Here is a 15,857-nt window from a genome sequence, read left to right as displayed (position 1 = left end):
TCCTCTGCTTTTTTTATACTTCAAAATTAACTAAATTGCTCATAAATTAGCATATGGGCATTAGGACTAAAGCAATATTCTTCCCTCTATTTCTTACCATTTCTACATTGCTTTTTTCTCAACAAAAAACAAATACAAGTCTTTTTGAAAAAGAAATCAAAAAAAGGAGTACTCAATTTAGTGACAAACCAAATTTTAACAAAGCGCAATCCTTCTACTTAGCAAAGGAATGGGACTCTACTTTGGTGTATACCATGAAACAGTTAAATGTCACTACAAATACTGAAGAACTTAAGAATTATTGTCACCTTTTTAGAGGACATAGCTTCTTCCAAAAAAAGACATTAAAAGAAGCAAAAAGAGAATTATTGATGGTCTCTAAAACATTCTATTTCTACAATCGGGTAAAGATGATTTTAGGGACAATCGCATTAGAACAAAGCAAATTTAAAGACGCCACACACTATTTTAAAGAGATCGAACACCTAAGTACTTATGAACTTTATGGTATCAAAAAAAGTAACATCGAACATAATTTAGGTATTTGTTATTTACATCTTAAAGAATTTGATGCCGCAGAACCATACCTAATTAAAAGTCTAAAATTACAAGAAGAACAAAAAGACACTTTAGGATTAATAGGGACTTATGGTAATATTGCCAGTTTATATTATGAACAATATAAGGACCAACAGGCAATCCCTTATTTTGAAAAAGCATATCGCCTTTCTAAAACAACTACCGATTATACGGCTAAACAAAATACTGCACGTAATATGGCTGTGGTCGAAGAAAATCGTAAAAACCTCTCTCAATCTCTTGTCTATAGAAAAGAATATGAAAAATGGAGAGATTCATTAAACGACCAAAATAAAATTTGGGAGGTAGCAGAACTCGAAAAACAATTTGCTGTCAAACAAAAACAGAAAGAGGTACAGGTCCTACAAGCAGAAAATAAAATAAAAATAGCCGAGAGAAACGGATTCTTGTATTCTGCTATAGTATTATTAGTGGTATTAGCAGCAGGGGTTCATTTTTATAGGGAAAAAGTAAAAACCAATGCCATTATCACCAAACAAAAAGAGACTCTAGATGAGCTAAATGCTACAAAAGACAAACTCTTTTCTATTGTGAGTCATGATTTACGCTCTTCTGTACATGCATTAAAAACAAGTAATACAAAATTAGTAGACAATCTAGAAAATAAGAACCTGGAAGTATTAGATGGCTTATTACAAAATAACAGTGCTATTGTAAATGGAGCCTATAATTTACTCGACAATTTATTGCATTGGGCCTTATTACAGACGCAACAATCATATTTTGAGATCACATCTATACGTCTATTTTTTATCGTAGAACAAATTGCCTATAACTACAAACCTTTAATGCTAGAGAAAAATATAGATTTTAAGAATAAAGTATCAAAAAGTGATATGGTTTATGCCGATCAGGAATCTTTAAAAATTATTTTAAGAAATCTAATAGACAATGCCATCAAATTTTCTAATCCTGATGGGGAAATTAAAATCTATTCCAGAAATACAGATGATATCTATTGCGAATTAATAGTAGAAGACTCAGGAGTAGGTATGAATGAAAACACTCGTTTAGATTTGCTTAAAGATTCTGTTTTGCTTTCTAAAAAAGAAAATGAAAATATTATTGGAACAGGTTTAGGTTTGCAATTATGTAAATCAATGATTAAAAAAAACAAAGGGAAATTTTCTGTTAAAAGTGAATTAGGAAAAGGTACAAAAATGATCGTATCTTTACCTAAAACGCCTCCTAATGGATAATGTAAACATACTTATTATAGAGGATACTCCCGAAGAAAGTGATGCTTTATCAAACGTACTCTTGGCTAATAACTACAATATTGTAGGTGTCGCCAGAAGTTTAAAGGAGGCACTGACCATGTTTTACAATGCTAAAGTAGACATTGCGATTGTAGATGTTTTTCTAGATGGTACTCCAGATGGAATTACTTTTGCCGAAACTATTAATATTGTACCTGATGCACGAAGACCATTTGTGTTTTTAACCAGTTCTACAGATCGCCAAATCTTTGAAAGAGCAAAACTTACACAGCCTTTTAGCTATCTTATAAAACCATTTAATGAACTAGAAATTTTATATGCTATTGAAATGGCCGTAGAAAAGTTTTATGGACAAACTGATGTGTTTCTAAGCGAAGAAGAAGATACCGTAATAAGTACTGAATATTTATTCATAAAAAAAGGAAAAGCTTTAAAAAAAGTATTTCTCTCTGATATTATATATATCGAAGTAGAAGAAAAATACTGTAACATCATTACCGAAAAAGAGAAGTTTGTGATTCTAATATCACTCACAAAAATTTTAGAATTACTGGACAATTCAGATTTCTGTAGAACACACAGAAATTATATTGTTAATATAGAAAAGATAACAGAAATAATTCCTGGTGACAATCTTATTTTATTGTCAGGAAACCACAAAGCTACATTAAGTGATACGTATAAAAATATTATAAAAAAGGTACGCACACTCAAATAAACAACGAAGTGGTAATCCCTCAAACACAAAGATTATTCTATTTCGCGAAATTTTAACAAGCCCTTATGTTATTGGATTGCTCCCCAAACAGGTGTATACTCGGATTCTGGTGTTTCTGTTATTTGTTTTAAATTCGATCCGTTTTTTGCAATGGTGAATACATCAAAATTATCATTTGTAATATTAGAAAAAACCAGTTCTTGTCCATCGGGTGACCAAGATGTTTTTACTATCCAATATAGATTAGAATCTTTATAATAATTATAGGTATTGTTTTTATTTTGAAGGTTAGCTGTTATGTTCTTTTGATTTGCGCCTGTACTATCCATTACATAAAGATCCAGATAGCCATTCCTATCTGAGAAAAATGCAATTTTTTTTCCGTCAGGAGATACGGCAGGAGCAAAATCATTACCAGAAAGATTATTAGTCAGGTTTGTTATCTGATTATCTTTTATAGTAACTTGGTAAATATCGTTTACCCTATTCTTTTCACTATAAAATACTATTGATTCTCCATCAGATGACCAACTGGGTATTCTGTTTTCATTCCCCATTGTTCCAGTAAGCATTTTTTCATTATTTCCATGTTTATCAGCTATAAAAATATGAGTACTTCTTTGAACATTTTTTTCATATGCAATCATTTCTCCATTTGGAGAATACACACCATTAGTGTAATAATTAGAATTAGGTGAAATTCTTTTTGTTGTATTATTTTCTATATCATGAGTTGCTAGTTTCCAACCTCCATAACGATATGTATTGAAAAGGATGGTTTTACCATTTGGAGATATCTCGGCATTATACTCTCCCATTCCAGACTTAAAAGGGATTAACACTTTTTTATCTGAACCATCAGGATTCATCATATATATTGACCAACCGCTATAGCTTTTGTCTTTTTTAGAAAAAAGGATTTTTGATGATACTGATATTTTGTCTCCTGACGTATGATTCTCAAATTGTGAATTATAAAATGATAGTATACATAAGCATCCTAAAACAAGCTGTTTCATAGTATTTTAATTCATCCAATAGGGTGTCATATCGGTATCATTATTATGAGTTATCTGTTCTAAACCTGATCCATCGCTATTAATAATAAAAAGTTCTAAATTACCTTCTAACATGATATTAAAAACAATCTGTTTACCATCTGCCGACCAACTTGTTTTATAAGCCCAACACTCTTTTGTTTTAAAATCATCTGTTTTTAATTTCGGAGTCAAATTCATCATATTCTTACCTTGTAAGTCCATCACATATAAATGAATTTGTCCTTTCCTATTTGATAAAAATGCAATTCTATCTTCTTTTCTAGAAGTTGAAGAAGCAAAATGATGCGAAGTATCATCAGTTAACCTTTTAAGATGCATGCCATCACTACCTTTACTGTAAATATTGTAATATTGATCTCTTCTGGAGGCAAACACAATTTGTTTACTGTCTTTGCTCCAATCAGGAGTACGATGACTCCCCAAAGCCTTTGTTAATTGCTTTACATTTTTACCGTTGATATCGGCTATAAACAAGTTTGCATTACGAGTATTCCAATTATATTCCTGGTAAACAATGTGTACCCCATCAGGAGAAAACATTGCATTGTATTCGTAGTTAGAACGATTCGTTAATTTTTTTACATTATGAATTTTTCCATTTTTAAAATCTGCAATTCCTAGTTTCCAACCACTAAAGCGATAGGTATTAAAAATTATTTTGGAATCATCTAATGAAGTTACAGCATTATATTCTCCTCTCCTTGGTACCGTTCCTTTTAATAATAATTTTGTGCTCTTTGTTTCTGTATCATACATCATTATCCCTGGTGTTTCTCCAGTATTAAGTCCTCCCAGGCTTCTTGAGAATATTATTTTTGATTGGGCATTACCATATAACGTTAAACTGAATAGAAGTATGAATAGCAATCTCATTTTCATAACAATTTTATTCTTTTTCAATTTTAGCAATAACTCCATCTAAATATGCATATTGATTTTGAGGTGCTTTTTGTTTCGCTTGCTTATAAAACTTCAAAGCCATTTTTTTATTTCCACTTTTTAAATACGCTTCTCCTAAACTATCGGTAAATCCCCAAATAAAAGGGTGACTCTGATTTTGTTTGATATTGAAGGAAAAAACTTCAATTGCTTTTTTAGTTTTACCCATGTTTAACAACTGGTAGCCGTAATTATTCAATTGATTTGGAGTCCCCATTGGAATGGCCTCTTCTATTATTTTTTCTGCAAGATCTGGTTTTCCTTTTTTCATTAGTAAACCGGCTTTAACCTGTAAGTTACTAAATCCTTTACTTGCATTTATAGACTTGTCAATCCAAGCCATTGCTTCTTCGGGATTGACATCATTTTGCAAGCAATAATTTGCGGCCTGCATATGACCACGCCAACCAAAACCTGCCAATCCTTTTAATTCTTGTCGAATATTATTCAATACTACGGTAGTAACATCAAATTCTATTTTAAAAGGTATTTTAGTTTTTTCCCATTGCAAAGAAGCTGTTAGACTTTTATTTCCACGCTCTGTAAAATCATAGTTTAACCATTCTTGAAAAGGAATTGTTTCTGGTTTTACAGTTACTTGTAATGCAATCTCTTTTTCTAAAGGGATATTCGTACCCCAGGATTTTGAAAATTTTGAAAATAAAACTTTAACCTCATCTGTATCAGGAATCATATATAACCCATAAGTACCTGCTGCTATAGGCTTGCCTTCTATCATAGCATCGTGTGTAAAATGTATCGTTGTATTTTCGTTTGCTCCTGCGCGCCAACCTGTGCCATAGGGTACTATGTTTCCAAAGATTTGCCTCCCTCTTACACTAGGACTATGATAAGTAATCGTTACATCAGAAAGCCCCAAACGTTGAGTTATTGTTGATTGTTGACTCACACGAGGTAAGCTAATATTTTGTGAATATGTGATTGAAGTTATTACTGTAAAAAACAATACTAATACTATTTTTGATGCTACACTTTTCATGATTGTATGGTTTTATATATGTCACAAATGTATTGGACAGGATATGTTCATACCATAAAATTGTGATCAACGGTTAGTTTTGTGATCAACCGTTAAAAAAGAAGAAGTAAAGATTATATTGTATAGCTTCTGATAGATTAATTTAAGTAAACTAACCATCCATCACAAAACCAACAGAACGTCACATTTACATTTCCTGAAGATTGTACTTCAATTAATTTTGTGGATTAATAATAGAATTATGTTAATTAGTAGTAAACCCTGCAGAAATGATCTCTCTTTTAATATCATATTCTTTATTATCATAACATAATATAGAATTACCAATAGAGATTTTTTCGTTAGGATTTATGGTATACGCTCTAACCATAGTTGCGTTGGGGTTTCCAGGAAAATTAAAACTAGCTTCTATGGCTAATGTTATAATTTTATCGGCAGTATTCGATAAAAATAAAACATTACCACAATCACTGGGGTGTTCGCTTATAGATAGATTAGAAATTGCTTCTTGACCATATAGATCACCATGTGCATCAAATCCTCCACTTTTATTGGAAAAAAGTTGATGATAAATTTCAAGATAAGATAATTCACTAATGTCTTTCTGTTCTTTTTCAGTAGAATTTACATTAATTTTATCCGAATTTTGTTTATCACTTTTACAATTTGTAAAAATTGTGAAAGGTAAAAGACAGAGTATAATAATGTAAAATTTCATTTGGAAATATTTAAAATTGAACTCATAACAAATATATTGATAATTTTAAAGGATACTAATTAATGACCTTCGATAGGGCAAAATTGCTAATGTCAATTTATGCATTTAACTAAAAAGTTATATTATAAAAATTTACCTATATCTATAAAAAAAATAGTTTGGGGAGCATTGGCGACAAGTATATTTTTTGTTTTAAAAGCATATACCAACCATTTAATCAATGCATACAATTATGAGTTTAGCTGGGTACTAATTTCGTTAAAAACAGGGATTACATATTTTATCTGGGTGGTTTTAACACCTTTAGTCTATCAACTAACTAATACTCTTCAAAATACTAAAGTAAATATTAGTATTAAAATCTTTAAATTTTTATTAGGAGCAATGCTTCTTGCTTTTTTTCATCAATTACTTATTTCGAGGTTGAATGATGGTATATACTATCTTAATAGTGGTTATTTCAAATCTTTTTTGGGGCATAATAACCTTGTTGTACTTGTGATTGGTAGTTTTTCAAGTTTTATAGAACTTCTTGTGATTTCGGCCGTTTTTTTGGCTTCGGACTATCAAAAAAAATACATATTAAATCAAAAAGCACTTATAGCTGCCCAACTTAATGCTTTACGAATGCAATTACAACCTCATTTTTTATTCAACACCTTACATTCTATTGCCGCAATGATCGATATTGACACCAAAAATGCTCAGAAAATGTTAAGTAAATTAGGGCTTTTATTACGCAATATGTTAGAGTATGATGCAGAACAAATGGTAACCGTAAAAGAAGAACTCAACTTTATTAAAGATTATCTGGATCTTGAACAGGTGCGCTATCAAGACAGGATAACTATAAAATATAATATTTCTGAAGAGACTTTATCATTAAAAGTACCTAGTATGATTTTCCAGCCTTTGGTAGAAAATGCAATCAAATATGGGGTCATTCCAACTGTAGATGAAGGGGAAATTAATATCAATATACATTTAGAATACTGTGATATACTGCAAGAACGAGGGTTAATATTAGAAATAACCAATACCGTACATATACAAAATGGTTATAAAAAACCCGAAGGAACTGGCTTAGGCCTTAAAAATGTTAATAAAAGACTGCAACAGTTTTATGACAATGCATATACTTTCAATGCTCATTTTGAAACTCCTGATGTATACATAGCAAAAATAATAGTCCCTATAATCAAACAATTATGAAACTTAGATGCATTATAATTGATGACGAATACTTGGCTAGACAACGTCTACTAAAACTTCTTGAAAATTTTGAAGATCTTCTGGTGGTTGCGACATGCAAAAATGGAAAAGACGCTTTAGAAAAAATTACGTTGAAGGAGCCTGACTTGATCTTTTTAGATATCCAGATGCCTGATATGAATGGGTTTACTGTTTTATCAAAATTACATTTAAAACCTTATGTTATATTTACCACTGCTTATGATACTTTTGCATTAAAAGCATTTGAAATTAATGCAGTTGACTATCTCTTAAAACCATTTGATGAAGATCGCTTAAGTATCGCAATAGAGCGTATTATCCAGCTAAAAAAAAGAAAAGAGTCCTCTCTTTTAGAAGATCAAATCAAGAAACTTCTCTCCACATACCAATCTACTCAAACAAATTACTTACATAAAATTACCCTTAAAACCAGAGGTAAAGATGTAACTATTTTTATTGATGATGTTATCTGCTTTAAAAGTGATGGAAATTATGTTAAGATAATCACCGAAGCCAAAACTCATCTTCATAGAATTACAATGAACACTTTATATAAAAACCTGGATACTAATCAATTTTTGAGAATTCACAGATCCATAATATTAAATAAAATCTATATAAAACAATGCACATATGTCAATAACAATGAGTTTAGATTTGTACTAAAAAATGGAGAAGAATATATTTCTTCTCGCAAATACAGTACTTCTATTACAGCATATTTGTCTTAACTAATTGCTTTTTACGTTACGGTATTTATTTATACTCTAAATGAAGTGTTTTTTTATTTAATTCTCATCTTTTTATCTTCATATCAATGAGTTTGTGAATCATTGTATCTAAGGTTTACAGGTTCTAATATTTCTATGGTATCTCCTAATATAATCTTCTTTCCTTTTTCTGTATCTGGTAAATATGTATTCACAGTTAAATGATACATACTTCCGTAGTGTGCCAAATCACTATTTTCTGGTAAACTTTTGGCTCTGCTTTTCATCATTTTTCTAGCAAACGATCGATCTGATTCTCCTGTAAAAGGGTCTTGTGGAGGGACATTGCATCTCGCTCTTGGGCTTACTCCTATCATTTCGACATCACCTATTTTAAAACGCATTCCAATTCCTGGAGTTTTAAATAGTTTTTCTTCCCAAAATTCGGCAACAGCTTCGATTTCTATATTTGCTCTAAAACGTAGTCGAATATTTTCAAGTGAATAGCTATTTAGGTCTTTGTGTATAGAAACTAAAGACTTTTTACTCACTATAGTTACACTACTTGCTGAAGGAATATCCATTAGTTCTCCTTCAGTTCGATGTATTAGAATTACTTTTAGATCAAAAAAATTGGATAGATAAACATCCAGATCTGTATTACCTTCTCTAAGTTCGAATTTACTTATATCACCGCCTTCTCGATGGGATAATTGTACAATTCCTTTTTGCAGATCGTATGTAGCTTTTAATTCATTGACCCTACCTGTGCGTTTACCATTGACATAGCGACCATCTTCAGCAACCATTGCATAGGCTCTATCATACTTAAGAGATCGTATTCCTATTTCTGCTTCAGATACTTCAATAGGGTCAAGAGATTTTATTGGATAAATACGAATTTTGGATACATAAGGATTTTTCATAATTTATAGTATACATTTAATGCCCATGACTATAATTTTCTATCCTCTTCAGAAATAGGGAGGTCGTTAATACTAGCATAACGTTTTTCCATCAGTCCGTTTTCATCAAACTGCCAGTTTTCATTTCCGTATGCTCTAAACCATTGGCCTTCGTTATTGCGGTATTCATATTCAAACCGAACAGCGATTCTATTTTCTCTAAATCCCCAAAGTTCTTTTTTAAGTTTATACTCTAACTCATGATCCCATTTATTTGCTAAAAACGCTTGTACCTCATCTCTACCATTGATAAAATCAATACGGTTTCGCCATTCTGTATCTTTACTGTAGGCCATAGATACTTTTACAGGATCTTTACTATTCCAGGCATCTTCTGCCATTTGGACTTTCTGTTTTGCAGTTTCCTCATTAAATGGAGGAAGTGGATGTTTTTGTTCCATTATTATTTTATTTTTTAACCTTTAGCTAATATTCTTTCTTGTTGAAAACATCTTAGTCGTATCAACATTACAAAGCTTAGAAGTATAAATACCTTTTCTTTAAAAAATAAATATGGAGACTCAATTTTTAAAAGTGAAGAATTGCTTTAATATGAAAATAATGGTTATTTATTCATCCATTCTTTAAAATCACTTGTCTTTTGTCTGCTAACAATAAACCCTTGATCTCTTGGATTCAAAACAGAAAGCTTAACTCGGTGATTAAAATATGGTTCTATTTTCTGAATTGAATTTTTAGAAATAATTTGTCCGCGATTAATTCTATAGAATTGATCATGATCCAAAGAGTTAAATAATTGATCCATGGTCTCATCAATAATATATCTTTTACCAGAAGTTACTCCAAAAGTGATGCTTTCTTGAGAATAAACATATAAAAGATCTGAAATTCTAATTTGTACAAATCCGTTTCCATCTTTAACAAGAATCCCTTCTCGTATATTGGTTGATTGTATACTCCCCAAGAGTTGTTTTAATATAGCAGGCTCTAATGCATTTGGTTTATTTGATTTATTGAATTTATTTAACGCAATACCTAATTCATTTTGTTGAATAGGTTTTAGTAAATAGTCTATGCTATTTACTTTAAAAGCCTGAATAGCATATTGGTCAAAAGCTGTTGTAAAAATAATTGGTGCTTCTACGTCAATTTTCTGAAAGATTTCAAAACTCAATCCATCAGCCAATTGAATGTCCATGAATACTAAATCCGGGGTAACATGTTTTTGAAACCATAATACCGCGTCTTCAACCGTATCAATTATATCTAACAGTTGATAATCGAAATTACATACTTTTAGCATGTTCTGTAATTGATTTGCTGCTCTTGGTTCATCTTCAACGATCAGTATATGCATAGTTATTTTTTTGATTAGACAATTTTAATAACGGAAGGGATACTATAAATCGATTTCCTTCATTTTTGATTTCAAGTGTTTTACTAGAAATTAATGCGTATCGTTTTTTAATATTCTTTAACCCAACTTTGGTTGATGGTAGTTGAGTAGATTTTGGTTGCATCTTATTATCAACTATTAAATGGTTATCCTTTACTCCTACATTGATTACTAATGGTTTTGCTTTAGAAATTACATTGTGTTTAATTGCGTTTTCTAATAAAAGTTGCAAACTCATTGGCACAATCATCTCATCTAATGAAACTTCAGAAATATTCCAATTCAGTTTTAAATTGTCTCCAAACCTTTCTAATTGTATATGGATATAAGCTTGAGCAAATTTTAATTCCTCTCGTAGCGAGGTAAGGTTAATCCTTCCAGATTCTAATATAAAACGATATACATCTGATAATTTATCTACAAATTCTTTTGCTTCCTTCTTAGAATTTTGATCAATAATATCTCGAAGTGTATTGAGTGTATTGAACAAAAAATGAGGTTGTGCTTGATTTCTTAGTGTGTCTAATTGCACTTGTACAATTATTTGTTTTGCCTCTTCCTCTTCTCGAATAGACTTTTTAAGTCTTAAATTATAATAAATGGCTTCATATATTGCCATAGTCATTGTACTAATTATAATAATAGGTAATAATACTTTAGAGGCGCTAATAGGATTATAATTTTTATCAAAAATAAATGACAACAGTCTATTTCCTAATACATCCACCAATATTACGGTACTAACAATGGCAATAAACAATAGTATAAGTCGCTTTAAGTCATCTTTTAAATCAGGGTATTTCTTTCGTAAAAGAATGATTATCGCACGTATAATAAACCAATCACAAATGGTCATGAATAGCGATGTACTCCAATTCATAACAGCTTCTGCAAAAGGAAAATGAACAAATGAATTATTAAAGAGAAAGTCTGTAATAAAACTTAGGACTAAAATACCAATCACAACAAACCAAAAATCATTAAAACCTAAATATTTTATACGTTTCTCCCTGTTGATTAGCATTATAATTTAATTACAGTTTAATTAAAGCCATACCTTGTTTGGCTTGATAGAAAGTAAACCCAATCCATGTTGCATATAATAATCCAAAAATAGTTACAGCAATAATCTGATTTCTACTTTTTGTATTCCATTTCTTAGATAGCCATAATGCGAATAACGGAATTATTTGTATGCCATGCAATCCAAAAAAGTGCGCTATCCTTAAATCCCCTCCAACGGTACTCCAATTAACCAATGGCAGCCCCGCTCCACCATCTGCTACACCAACATTATGAGACAATTGACTTATCATTTGACCACCTATCCAGCTGCCTATAACTATAATTATCCAACCTAGTAATATTGCCCATTGTACCGATGCGGTAGTTTTTAATTTTAACCTAATAGTTTCGAAGATAAACAATACCATGATTAAAACATTTATTCCAATCAAAATACCCATCGCTGCAAAAAGCAAACCATCAAACAAGGAAGATTGGTTATAATGAGATTGTACCCCTCGAGATGCCTGATAAATGATAATACCTATTTCTAATAATAAGGTCCATGAATTGATATTATTTAAAATATTTTTCTTCCTTTTAGAAAAAGGATATAATGTCATAAGGTATCCTACCGTCAAGATATAAATACTACCAGAAATTGAGAATTTCAGTGGTTTAATCCAAACATTCACTCCCATTAGTGTTCTATCATCTACCAGAAGTCCTATTATACATCCAATAACAGAAATTAGAAGGGTAATTACTATCCAATATAATATTGGACTTTCTTCTTTTACTGTGCTAAATATTTTTTTAATGTAAATCATGATTGTTTTTGTTTAAATGCTCTGATAATCATAAAAAGTAGGAACCCAACCGGACCAAACATAAATGTTGCAAAAAGACAGGGAGCCATTATCAATTGATGAATACCTAGTTTTTTATTTTGATCTAGCATCCACATACCTACTACAAGATCAAAAGCGAGGTAATGCACCCAGCCGGCGAGAACGGCATTTTCTTCTGTAAATAATGCCATGACCGAACTAAGGCTACCAAAATCCATCATCCCACCTATCTGTATCGCTAGAAAAATATAGATGGCATATACTGCGGATAACAGCAATGGAATTACTTTAAAATCAATTAAAAATCTGGTGACTTTCCATTTAGGTAACAGGATCATCAAGATCCACATGGGCATAGCAGTCATATTTGCAAGTGAAAAAACTTCTGTGGGTGTCATATTTATTTATTTTTAAAAAAGGTATAATTTGATTAGTTGATGGTTCAAATATGGAATGGTTTGACAGAAAATGAAATGAGTTTAAGTTCAACCGTCGTTAAATCCACTTGAATCGTAACATTTCTCTTTCAATCCAAAATGGTGCTCTTCCAAATAATGAATGACCCTGCAGGTTGATACTAAAAGAGGTATCAAATTACTGATCTACCAAAGCATGTTAAATGTATTTTTAGGATCAATCCCTTTAATAAAAACCACCCTGCTTTCCTTTTTATAAAATAAAACCAGTCTATAACTGTAACCTTACTCATTTATATGTATCTATACTTTATAACACTCAATTCAAAAAAAGTAATGAAAAAGATATACCTTATCCTGATGATTCTTTTATCTCTTCCAAAACTATATACGCAAGAGATTAATATTTCATATGATTATTCTTCTGTGAAAAAACTAATAGAGATATTGGATAGTGATGAGCTTAATGAAAAGGATTTTAAAGAACTGGTTGCACTGCATGGTACCAAAGCTTATTTAAGAAAGTTGTCTACTTTTTTTCCAGGGATTAATGAATCTAGCTTTAAAAAAAGTTTAACAGCTGCATTAAAAGGAGAATATCTGGACAAAGACCCTTTTATGTTTAGCAAACTGACACCTCTTATTCCACATGCACAAAAACTCCTTGCAGAAGTGATTCAAAAAGAAAAAGAACTTGCCAAAAATTCAGTATTTCTATTAAAAGAATATTCTCCTAAAAATGTAAAGTTGGATGTTACTGTATATATGATTTTAGGTGTTATTGGTGGTGGTTGGACTTTTGATGATGCTCCTAATTCATTTTATGTTGATTTTGCTTCTATGAAAGGTGATTATAATGGATTATCATACTTATCAACACATGAACTATTTCATTTAGTCCAATATCAATACATGAATGAATCTCCAGAACAAAGTTCTGATAAAGTGAATTATCTTTTGGATCAAATGATAAGAGAAGGAACTGCTACATATGTAGCCGATTTTTCAAAAATCTCATCTTCTGGACCGTATATTGATTTTAGTAAAAAAGAATATAGTAGAAATTTTAGACGAATGGAAACTAACTTTGCTCTCCTGGAGACAATTCTATTCCGGGCAAAACATGATGCTACTGTAAACATCGATTTGCTTTACAATATTGGTCTTAGTGGAATGTACCAAAGTCCAATGTATTATGTAGGATATCATATGATTAAATTAATTGAGAAATATAATGATAAACCAGAACTTTTAGCCTTATTACGCAAACCTCCTGTAGACATCATTCTTAGCTATATACAACTATGCGAAGCTTATAAGGATAAAGATAATGAGTTTGTAGTATTTTCTGAAACGACTGTAAAAATTCTGGAATCAATGAAAAGTCAAGAAAGCAACAAAAAATAAAATGATTCAATTAAAAATCACCATTACATTATAGTTTTCTTTTTGTTTAAAATAGTACTATTTAAATATAAATAAACTTAAGGGTAGTATAATTTTAATCTGAATTAACATATGGCCCTTAACTCTTCATACATTGGGTCTTTTTCGATCATTTTTAATAATTGTCTTTTTGCCTCGAATTTCTTTTTTCTAGTATACCCTTCAGAATACCCTGTGATTATCGATATTTCTCTCATTGATTTCCCTTCAAAAAAAAGATATAATAGTTTCTTATTATCTGCACTCAGCTTCTGAAAGTGTTTTCTATAGAGGTGTTCTCGTTCTTGATTTTCAATATTAGCTATTAAAGGATCATTAATTCCTTCTTCAAAACGATTTTGTCCATCATCGATAATAAGTTTTTCTTTTTTCTTTAACCGATTTCTCCAGAGGTTTCTGCAAATACCATAAAAATAAGTTTTTATAGGTACTCTAATTTCTAAAAGACCTGATCTTAACTTCTGATATAATACAACCAAAGCGTCCTGAAAAACATCTTCTACATCTTCCAGGTTTCCATAATTACGAAGAATATACCCTTGGATATATCGTATATTATCCCTGTAAAAACAAGTTAGTATTCTTTCATCTCCTTCAATAATTCCAGCTATGATTACTTGATCGTTGTTCATCGTTATAGTTAGTTTATACCGTTTCGAGATTATAGATAAGCTCTTCACCATTGATCATTCACTTGCTTTTACGATGCAAACATAAATTGACTATAACATATGTCCTTACAGATTTCTGTAATATGGTCTATTTTTTTGAAAAAAAACGTACCCTATACATTTATTAATCATGTTTAATACTTTATCAATCAATTTTAAAAATTGGTAAGAAGGAAGAATTTCTTTTACCTAATGACCCAGAGTATCAATAGGTTGATATTCTCAACCATTTATATAATCTGTCGTGTATTTTAAACCTAGGTGGTATATACTACAACAATCCTAAATCCTTTACAATAGCTACCAAATGAGTAGTGTTTTTGGCTTTGAAATCATCAAAAAGTTTACTGACTCTTTTGTCGATAGCGCTTTCACTATTCGGAGATATTTTTTGTTTTTTAAGCTTGATTCTGATTTCTTTTTTAGTAAACCCTTGTGATAATTCTTCTAGCAACATCATATCCAAATCATCAAGATGAATCATTGTATTTATTGCTGTATTATTAGTTAGTTCTGGTGGTCGTACAGTATTATTCTTATATACTCCATTCACACATGTTATTAATTCTTTTATTGCGTGCTGACCTTTACAGACATATCCATTGATGTCGAGTTTTTCGAATAACATATTAATTTTGTCTGGTCTATTTTCTTGAGAATATACAATTACTTTGATATCTGGTTGTACACTTCTAATATCCTTTATCAAATCGATGCCCGAAGCTCTGGTTTGAATTTTATGATCTTCTCTAAAAGAAAGATCTGTAATTAGTAATTCGAATGCTTCCTTGTCATTATAGGCTTTTCTGAATTTTAGATAAGCATCATCACAGTATTTGGCCTCCTGGATATTATGAATTCCAATTTTATCATTAAGTATTTTTATAATGCCTTGATTGGCAATTTCATAGTCTTCTGCCACCAATACTTTAGTAAACATTTTGCTA

At 30.7% G+C, this 15,857-nt stretch carries 17 protein-coding genes; 5 read left to right on the top strand and 12 right to left on the bottom strand.

What is annotated here, in order from left to right; all coding sequences use genetic code 11:
- The first annotated feature begins 53 nt into the window (after nt 1–53).
- Together PQF96_RS25160 and PQF96_RS25155 are read left to right on the top strand one after the other, a co-directional pair.
- Nucleotides 54–1,799 carry a tetratricopeptide repeat-containing sensor histidine kinase gene (locus PQF96_RS25160; RefSeq protein WP_271769486.1) on the top strand — a complete coding sequence of 582 codons (1,746 nt, stop codon included), beginning with the start codon at nt 54–56 and terminating at the stop codon, nt 1,797–1,799.
- Nucleotides 1,792–2,538 carry a LytR/AlgR family response regulator transcription factor gene (locus PQF96_RS25155; protein ID WP_143915768.1) on the top strand — a complete coding sequence of 249 codons (747 nt, stop codon included), beginning with the start codon at nt 1,792–1,794 and terminating at the stop codon, nt 2,536–2,538. Before PQF96_RS25160 ends, PQF96_RS25155 begins: the two co-directional genes overlap by 8 nt.
- 68 nt (nt 2,539–2,606) lie before the next feature.
- Here the strand turns inward: PQF96_RS25155 and PQF96_RS25150 are convergent, their stop codons facing one another.
- From PQF96_RS25150 to PQF96_RS25135, 4 genes are all read right to left on the bottom strand, one after another.
- A complete protein-coding gene (locus tag PQF96_RS25150) occupies nt 2,607–3,557 on the bottom strand; it encodes a DPP IV N-terminal domain-containing protein (RefSeq protein WP_271769484.1) in 951 nt (316 codons plus the stop codon).
- Nucleotides 3,558–3,563: 6 nt separating this feature from the next.
- A complete protein-coding gene (locus tag PQF96_RS25145) occupies nt 3,564–4,472 on the bottom strand; it encodes a TolB family protein (protein WP_271769482.1) in 909 nt (302 codons plus the stop codon).
- 13 nt (nt 4,473–4,485) lie between these two features.
- Nucleotides 4,486–5,538 (bottom strand): DUF2911 domain-containing protein, encoded by a 1,053-nt coding sequence (locus PQF96_RS25140; protein WP_271769481.1) that lies wholly within the window; start codon nt 5,536–5,538, stop codon nt 4,486–4,488.
- Between the two features lie 244 nt (nt 5,539–5,782).
- Nucleotides 5,783–6,256, bottom strand: a complete 474-nt coding sequence (locus PQF96_RS25135) for a hypothetical protein (protein WP_109434017.1) — start codon at nt 6,254–6,256, stop codon at nt 5,783–5,785.
- Between the two features lie 99 nt (nt 6,257–6,355).
- On the opposite strand from PQF96_RS25135, the gene PQF96_RS25130 reads away from it, so the two are divergent.
- Entirely contained in the window at nt 6,356–7,468 is a 1,113-nt protein-coding gene (locus PQF96_RS25130; RefSeq protein WP_271769479.1) for a sensor histidine kinase, read from the top strand.
- Complete coding sequence (locus PQF96_RS25125) at nt 7,465–8,220, top strand: LytR/AlgR family response regulator transcription factor (protein WP_109434019.1); 756 nt, start codon at nt 7,465–7,467, stop codon at nt 8,218–8,220. The genes PQF96_RS25130 and PQF96_RS25125 overlap by 4 nt, the downstream gene beginning before the upstream one ends.
- An 83-nt stretch (nt 8,221–8,303) precedes the next feature.
- Here the strand turns inward: PQF96_RS25125 and PQF96_RS25120 are convergent, their stop codons facing one another.
- From PQF96_RS25120 to PQF96_RS25095, 6 genes are all read right to left on the bottom strand, one after another.
- Nucleotides 8,304–9,125: an MOSC domain-containing protein gene (locus PQF96_RS25120; RefSeq protein ID WP_271769477.1), complete on the bottom strand. Its 822-nt coding sequence runs from the start codon at nt 9,123–9,125 to the stop codon at nt 8,304–8,306.
- 29 nt (nt 9,126–9,154) lie between these two features.
- Nucleotides 9,155–9,565 carry a nuclear transport factor 2 family protein gene (locus PQF96_RS25115; protein WP_200825072.1) on the bottom strand — a complete coding sequence of 137 codons (411 nt, stop codon included), beginning with the start codon at nt 9,563–9,565 and terminating at the stop codon, nt 9,155–9,157.
- 164 nt (nt 9,566–9,729) lie between these two features.
- Nucleotides 9,730–10,482, bottom strand: a complete 753-nt coding sequence (locus tag PQF96_RS25110) for a LytR/AlgR family response regulator transcription factor (RefSeq protein WP_143915754.1) — start codon at nt 10,480–10,482, stop codon at nt 9,730–9,732.
- Entirely contained in the window at nt 10,463–11,545 is a 1,083-nt protein-coding gene (locus tag PQF96_RS25105; RefSeq protein ID WP_235010881.1) for a sensor histidine kinase, read from the bottom strand. Before PQF96_RS25105 ends, PQF96_RS25110 begins: the two co-directional genes overlap by 20 nt.
- Nucleotides 11,546–11,555: 10 nt before the next feature.
- Complete coding sequence (locus PQF96_RS25100; protein ID WP_271769475.1) at nt 11,556–12,356, bottom strand: hypothetical protein; 801 nt, start codon at nt 12,354–12,356, stop codon at nt 11,556–11,558.
- The gene (locus PQF96_RS25095; RefSeq protein ID WP_109434025.1) at nt 12,353–12,775 is read right to left on the bottom strand and encodes an ABA4-like family protein; all 423 of its coding nucleotides are present in this window, start codon (nt 12,773–12,775) and stop codon (nt 12,353–12,355) included. Before PQF96_RS25095 ends, PQF96_RS25100 begins: the two co-directional genes overlap by 4 nt.
- Nucleotides 12,776–13,129: 354 nt before the next feature.
- On the opposite strand from PQF96_RS25095, the gene PQF96_RS25090 reads away from it, so the two are divergent.
- Nucleotides 13,130–14,200: a DUF5700 domain-containing putative Zn-dependent protease gene (locus PQF96_RS25090; protein ID WP_271769473.1), complete on the top strand. Its 1,071-nt coding sequence runs from the start codon at nt 13,130–13,132 to the stop codon at nt 14,198–14,200.
- A 104-nt stretch (nt 14,201–14,304) separates the two neighbouring features.
- Here PQF96_RS25090 and PQF96_RS25085 read toward each other — a convergent pair whose 3' ends face one another.
- Entirely contained in the window at nt 14,305–14,871 is a 567-nt protein-coding gene (locus PQF96_RS25085) for an RNA polymerase sigma factor (RefSeq protein WP_271769471.1), read from the bottom strand.
- A gap of 310 nt (nt 14,872–15,181) precedes the next feature.
- Nucleotides 15,182–15,850 carry a response regulator gene (locus PQF96_RS25080; protein ID WP_271769469.1) on the bottom strand — a complete coding sequence of 223 codons (669 nt, stop codon included), beginning with the start codon at nt 15,848–15,850 and terminating at the stop codon, nt 15,182–15,184.
- Nucleotides 15,851–15,857: the final 7 nt, after the last annotated feature.

The organism is Aquimarina algiphila, from assembly GCF_947494415.1.
Classification (GTDB): Bacteria; Bacteroidota; Bacteroidia; order Flavobacteriales; family Flavobacteriaceae; genus Aquimarina; species Aquimarina algiphila.
This window is presented reverse-complemented; position numbering and strand designations above follow the sequence as displayed.

What these genes read in the sequence shown, in the direction of transcription:
- PQF96_RS25130 (WP_271769479.1), top strand. Translation starts at nt 6,356, where the DNA reads ATGCATTTAACTAAAAAGTTATATTATAAAAATTTACCTATATCTATA.
- PQF96_RS25085 (WP_271769471.1), bottom strand. Translation starts at nt 14,871, where the DNA reads ATGAACAACGATCAAGTAATCATAGCTGGAATTATTGAAGGAGATGAA.
- PQF96_RS25160 (WP_271769486.1), top strand. Translation starts at nt 54, where the DNA reads ATGGGCATTAGGACTAAAGCAATATTCTTCCCTCTATTTCTTACCATT.
- PQF96_RS25150 (WP_271769484.1), bottom strand. Translation starts at nt 3,557, where the DNA reads ATGAAACAGCTTGTTTTAGGATGCTTATGTATACTATCATTTTATAAT.
- PQF96_RS25080 (WP_271769469.1), bottom strand. Translation starts at nt 15,850, where the DNA reads ATGTTTACTAAAGTATTGGTGGCAGAAGACTATGAAATTGCCAATCAA.
- PQF96_RS25110 (WP_143915754.1), bottom strand. Translation starts at nt 10,482, where the DNA reads ATGCATATACTGATCGTTGAAGATGAACCAAGAGCAGCAAATCAATTA.
- PQF96_RS25140 (WP_271769481.1), bottom strand. Translation starts at nt 5,538, where the DNA reads ATGAAAAGTGTAGCATCAAAAATAGTATTAGTATTGTTTTTTACAGTA.
- PQF96_RS25145 (WP_271769482.1), bottom strand. Translation starts at nt 4,472, where the DNA reads ATGAGATTGCTATTCATACTTCTATTCAGTTTAACGTTATATGGTAAT.
- PQF96_RS25155 (WP_143915768.1), top strand. Translation starts at nt 1,792, where the DNA reads ATGGATAATGTAAACATACTTATTATAGAGGATACTCCCGAAGAAAGT.
- PQF96_RS25125 (WP_109434019.1), top strand. Translation starts at nt 7,465, where the DNA reads ATGAAACTTAGATGCATTATAATTGATGACGAATACTTGGCTAGACAA.
- PQF96_RS25115 (WP_200825072.1), bottom strand. Translation starts at nt 9,565, where the DNA reads ATGGAACAAAAACATCCACTTCCTCCATTTAATGAGGAAACTGCAAAA.
- PQF96_RS25090 (WP_271769473.1), top strand. Translation starts at nt 13,130, where the DNA reads ATGAAAAAGATATACCTTATCCTGATGATTCTTTTATCTCTTCCAAAA.
- PQF96_RS25105 (WP_235010881.1), bottom strand. Translation starts at nt 11,545, where the DNA reads ATGCTAATCAACAGGGAGAAACGTATAAAATATTTAGGTTTTAATGAT.
- PQF96_RS25135 (WP_109434017.1), bottom strand. Translation starts at nt 6,256, where the DNA reads ATGAAATTTTACATTATTATACTCTGTCTTTTACCTTTCACAATTTTT.
- PQF96_RS25100 (WP_271769475.1), bottom strand. Translation starts at nt 12,356, where the DNA reads ATGATTTACATTAAAAAAATATTTAGCACAGTAAAAGAAGAAAGTCCA.
- PQF96_RS25120 (WP_271769477.1), bottom strand. Translation starts at nt 9,125, where the DNA reads ATGAAAAATCCTTATGTATCCAAAATTCGTATTTATCCAATAAAATCT.
- PQF96_RS25095 (WP_109434025.1), bottom strand. Translation starts at nt 12,775, where the DNA reads ATGACACCCACAGAAGTTTTTTCACTTGCAAATATGACTGCTATGCCC.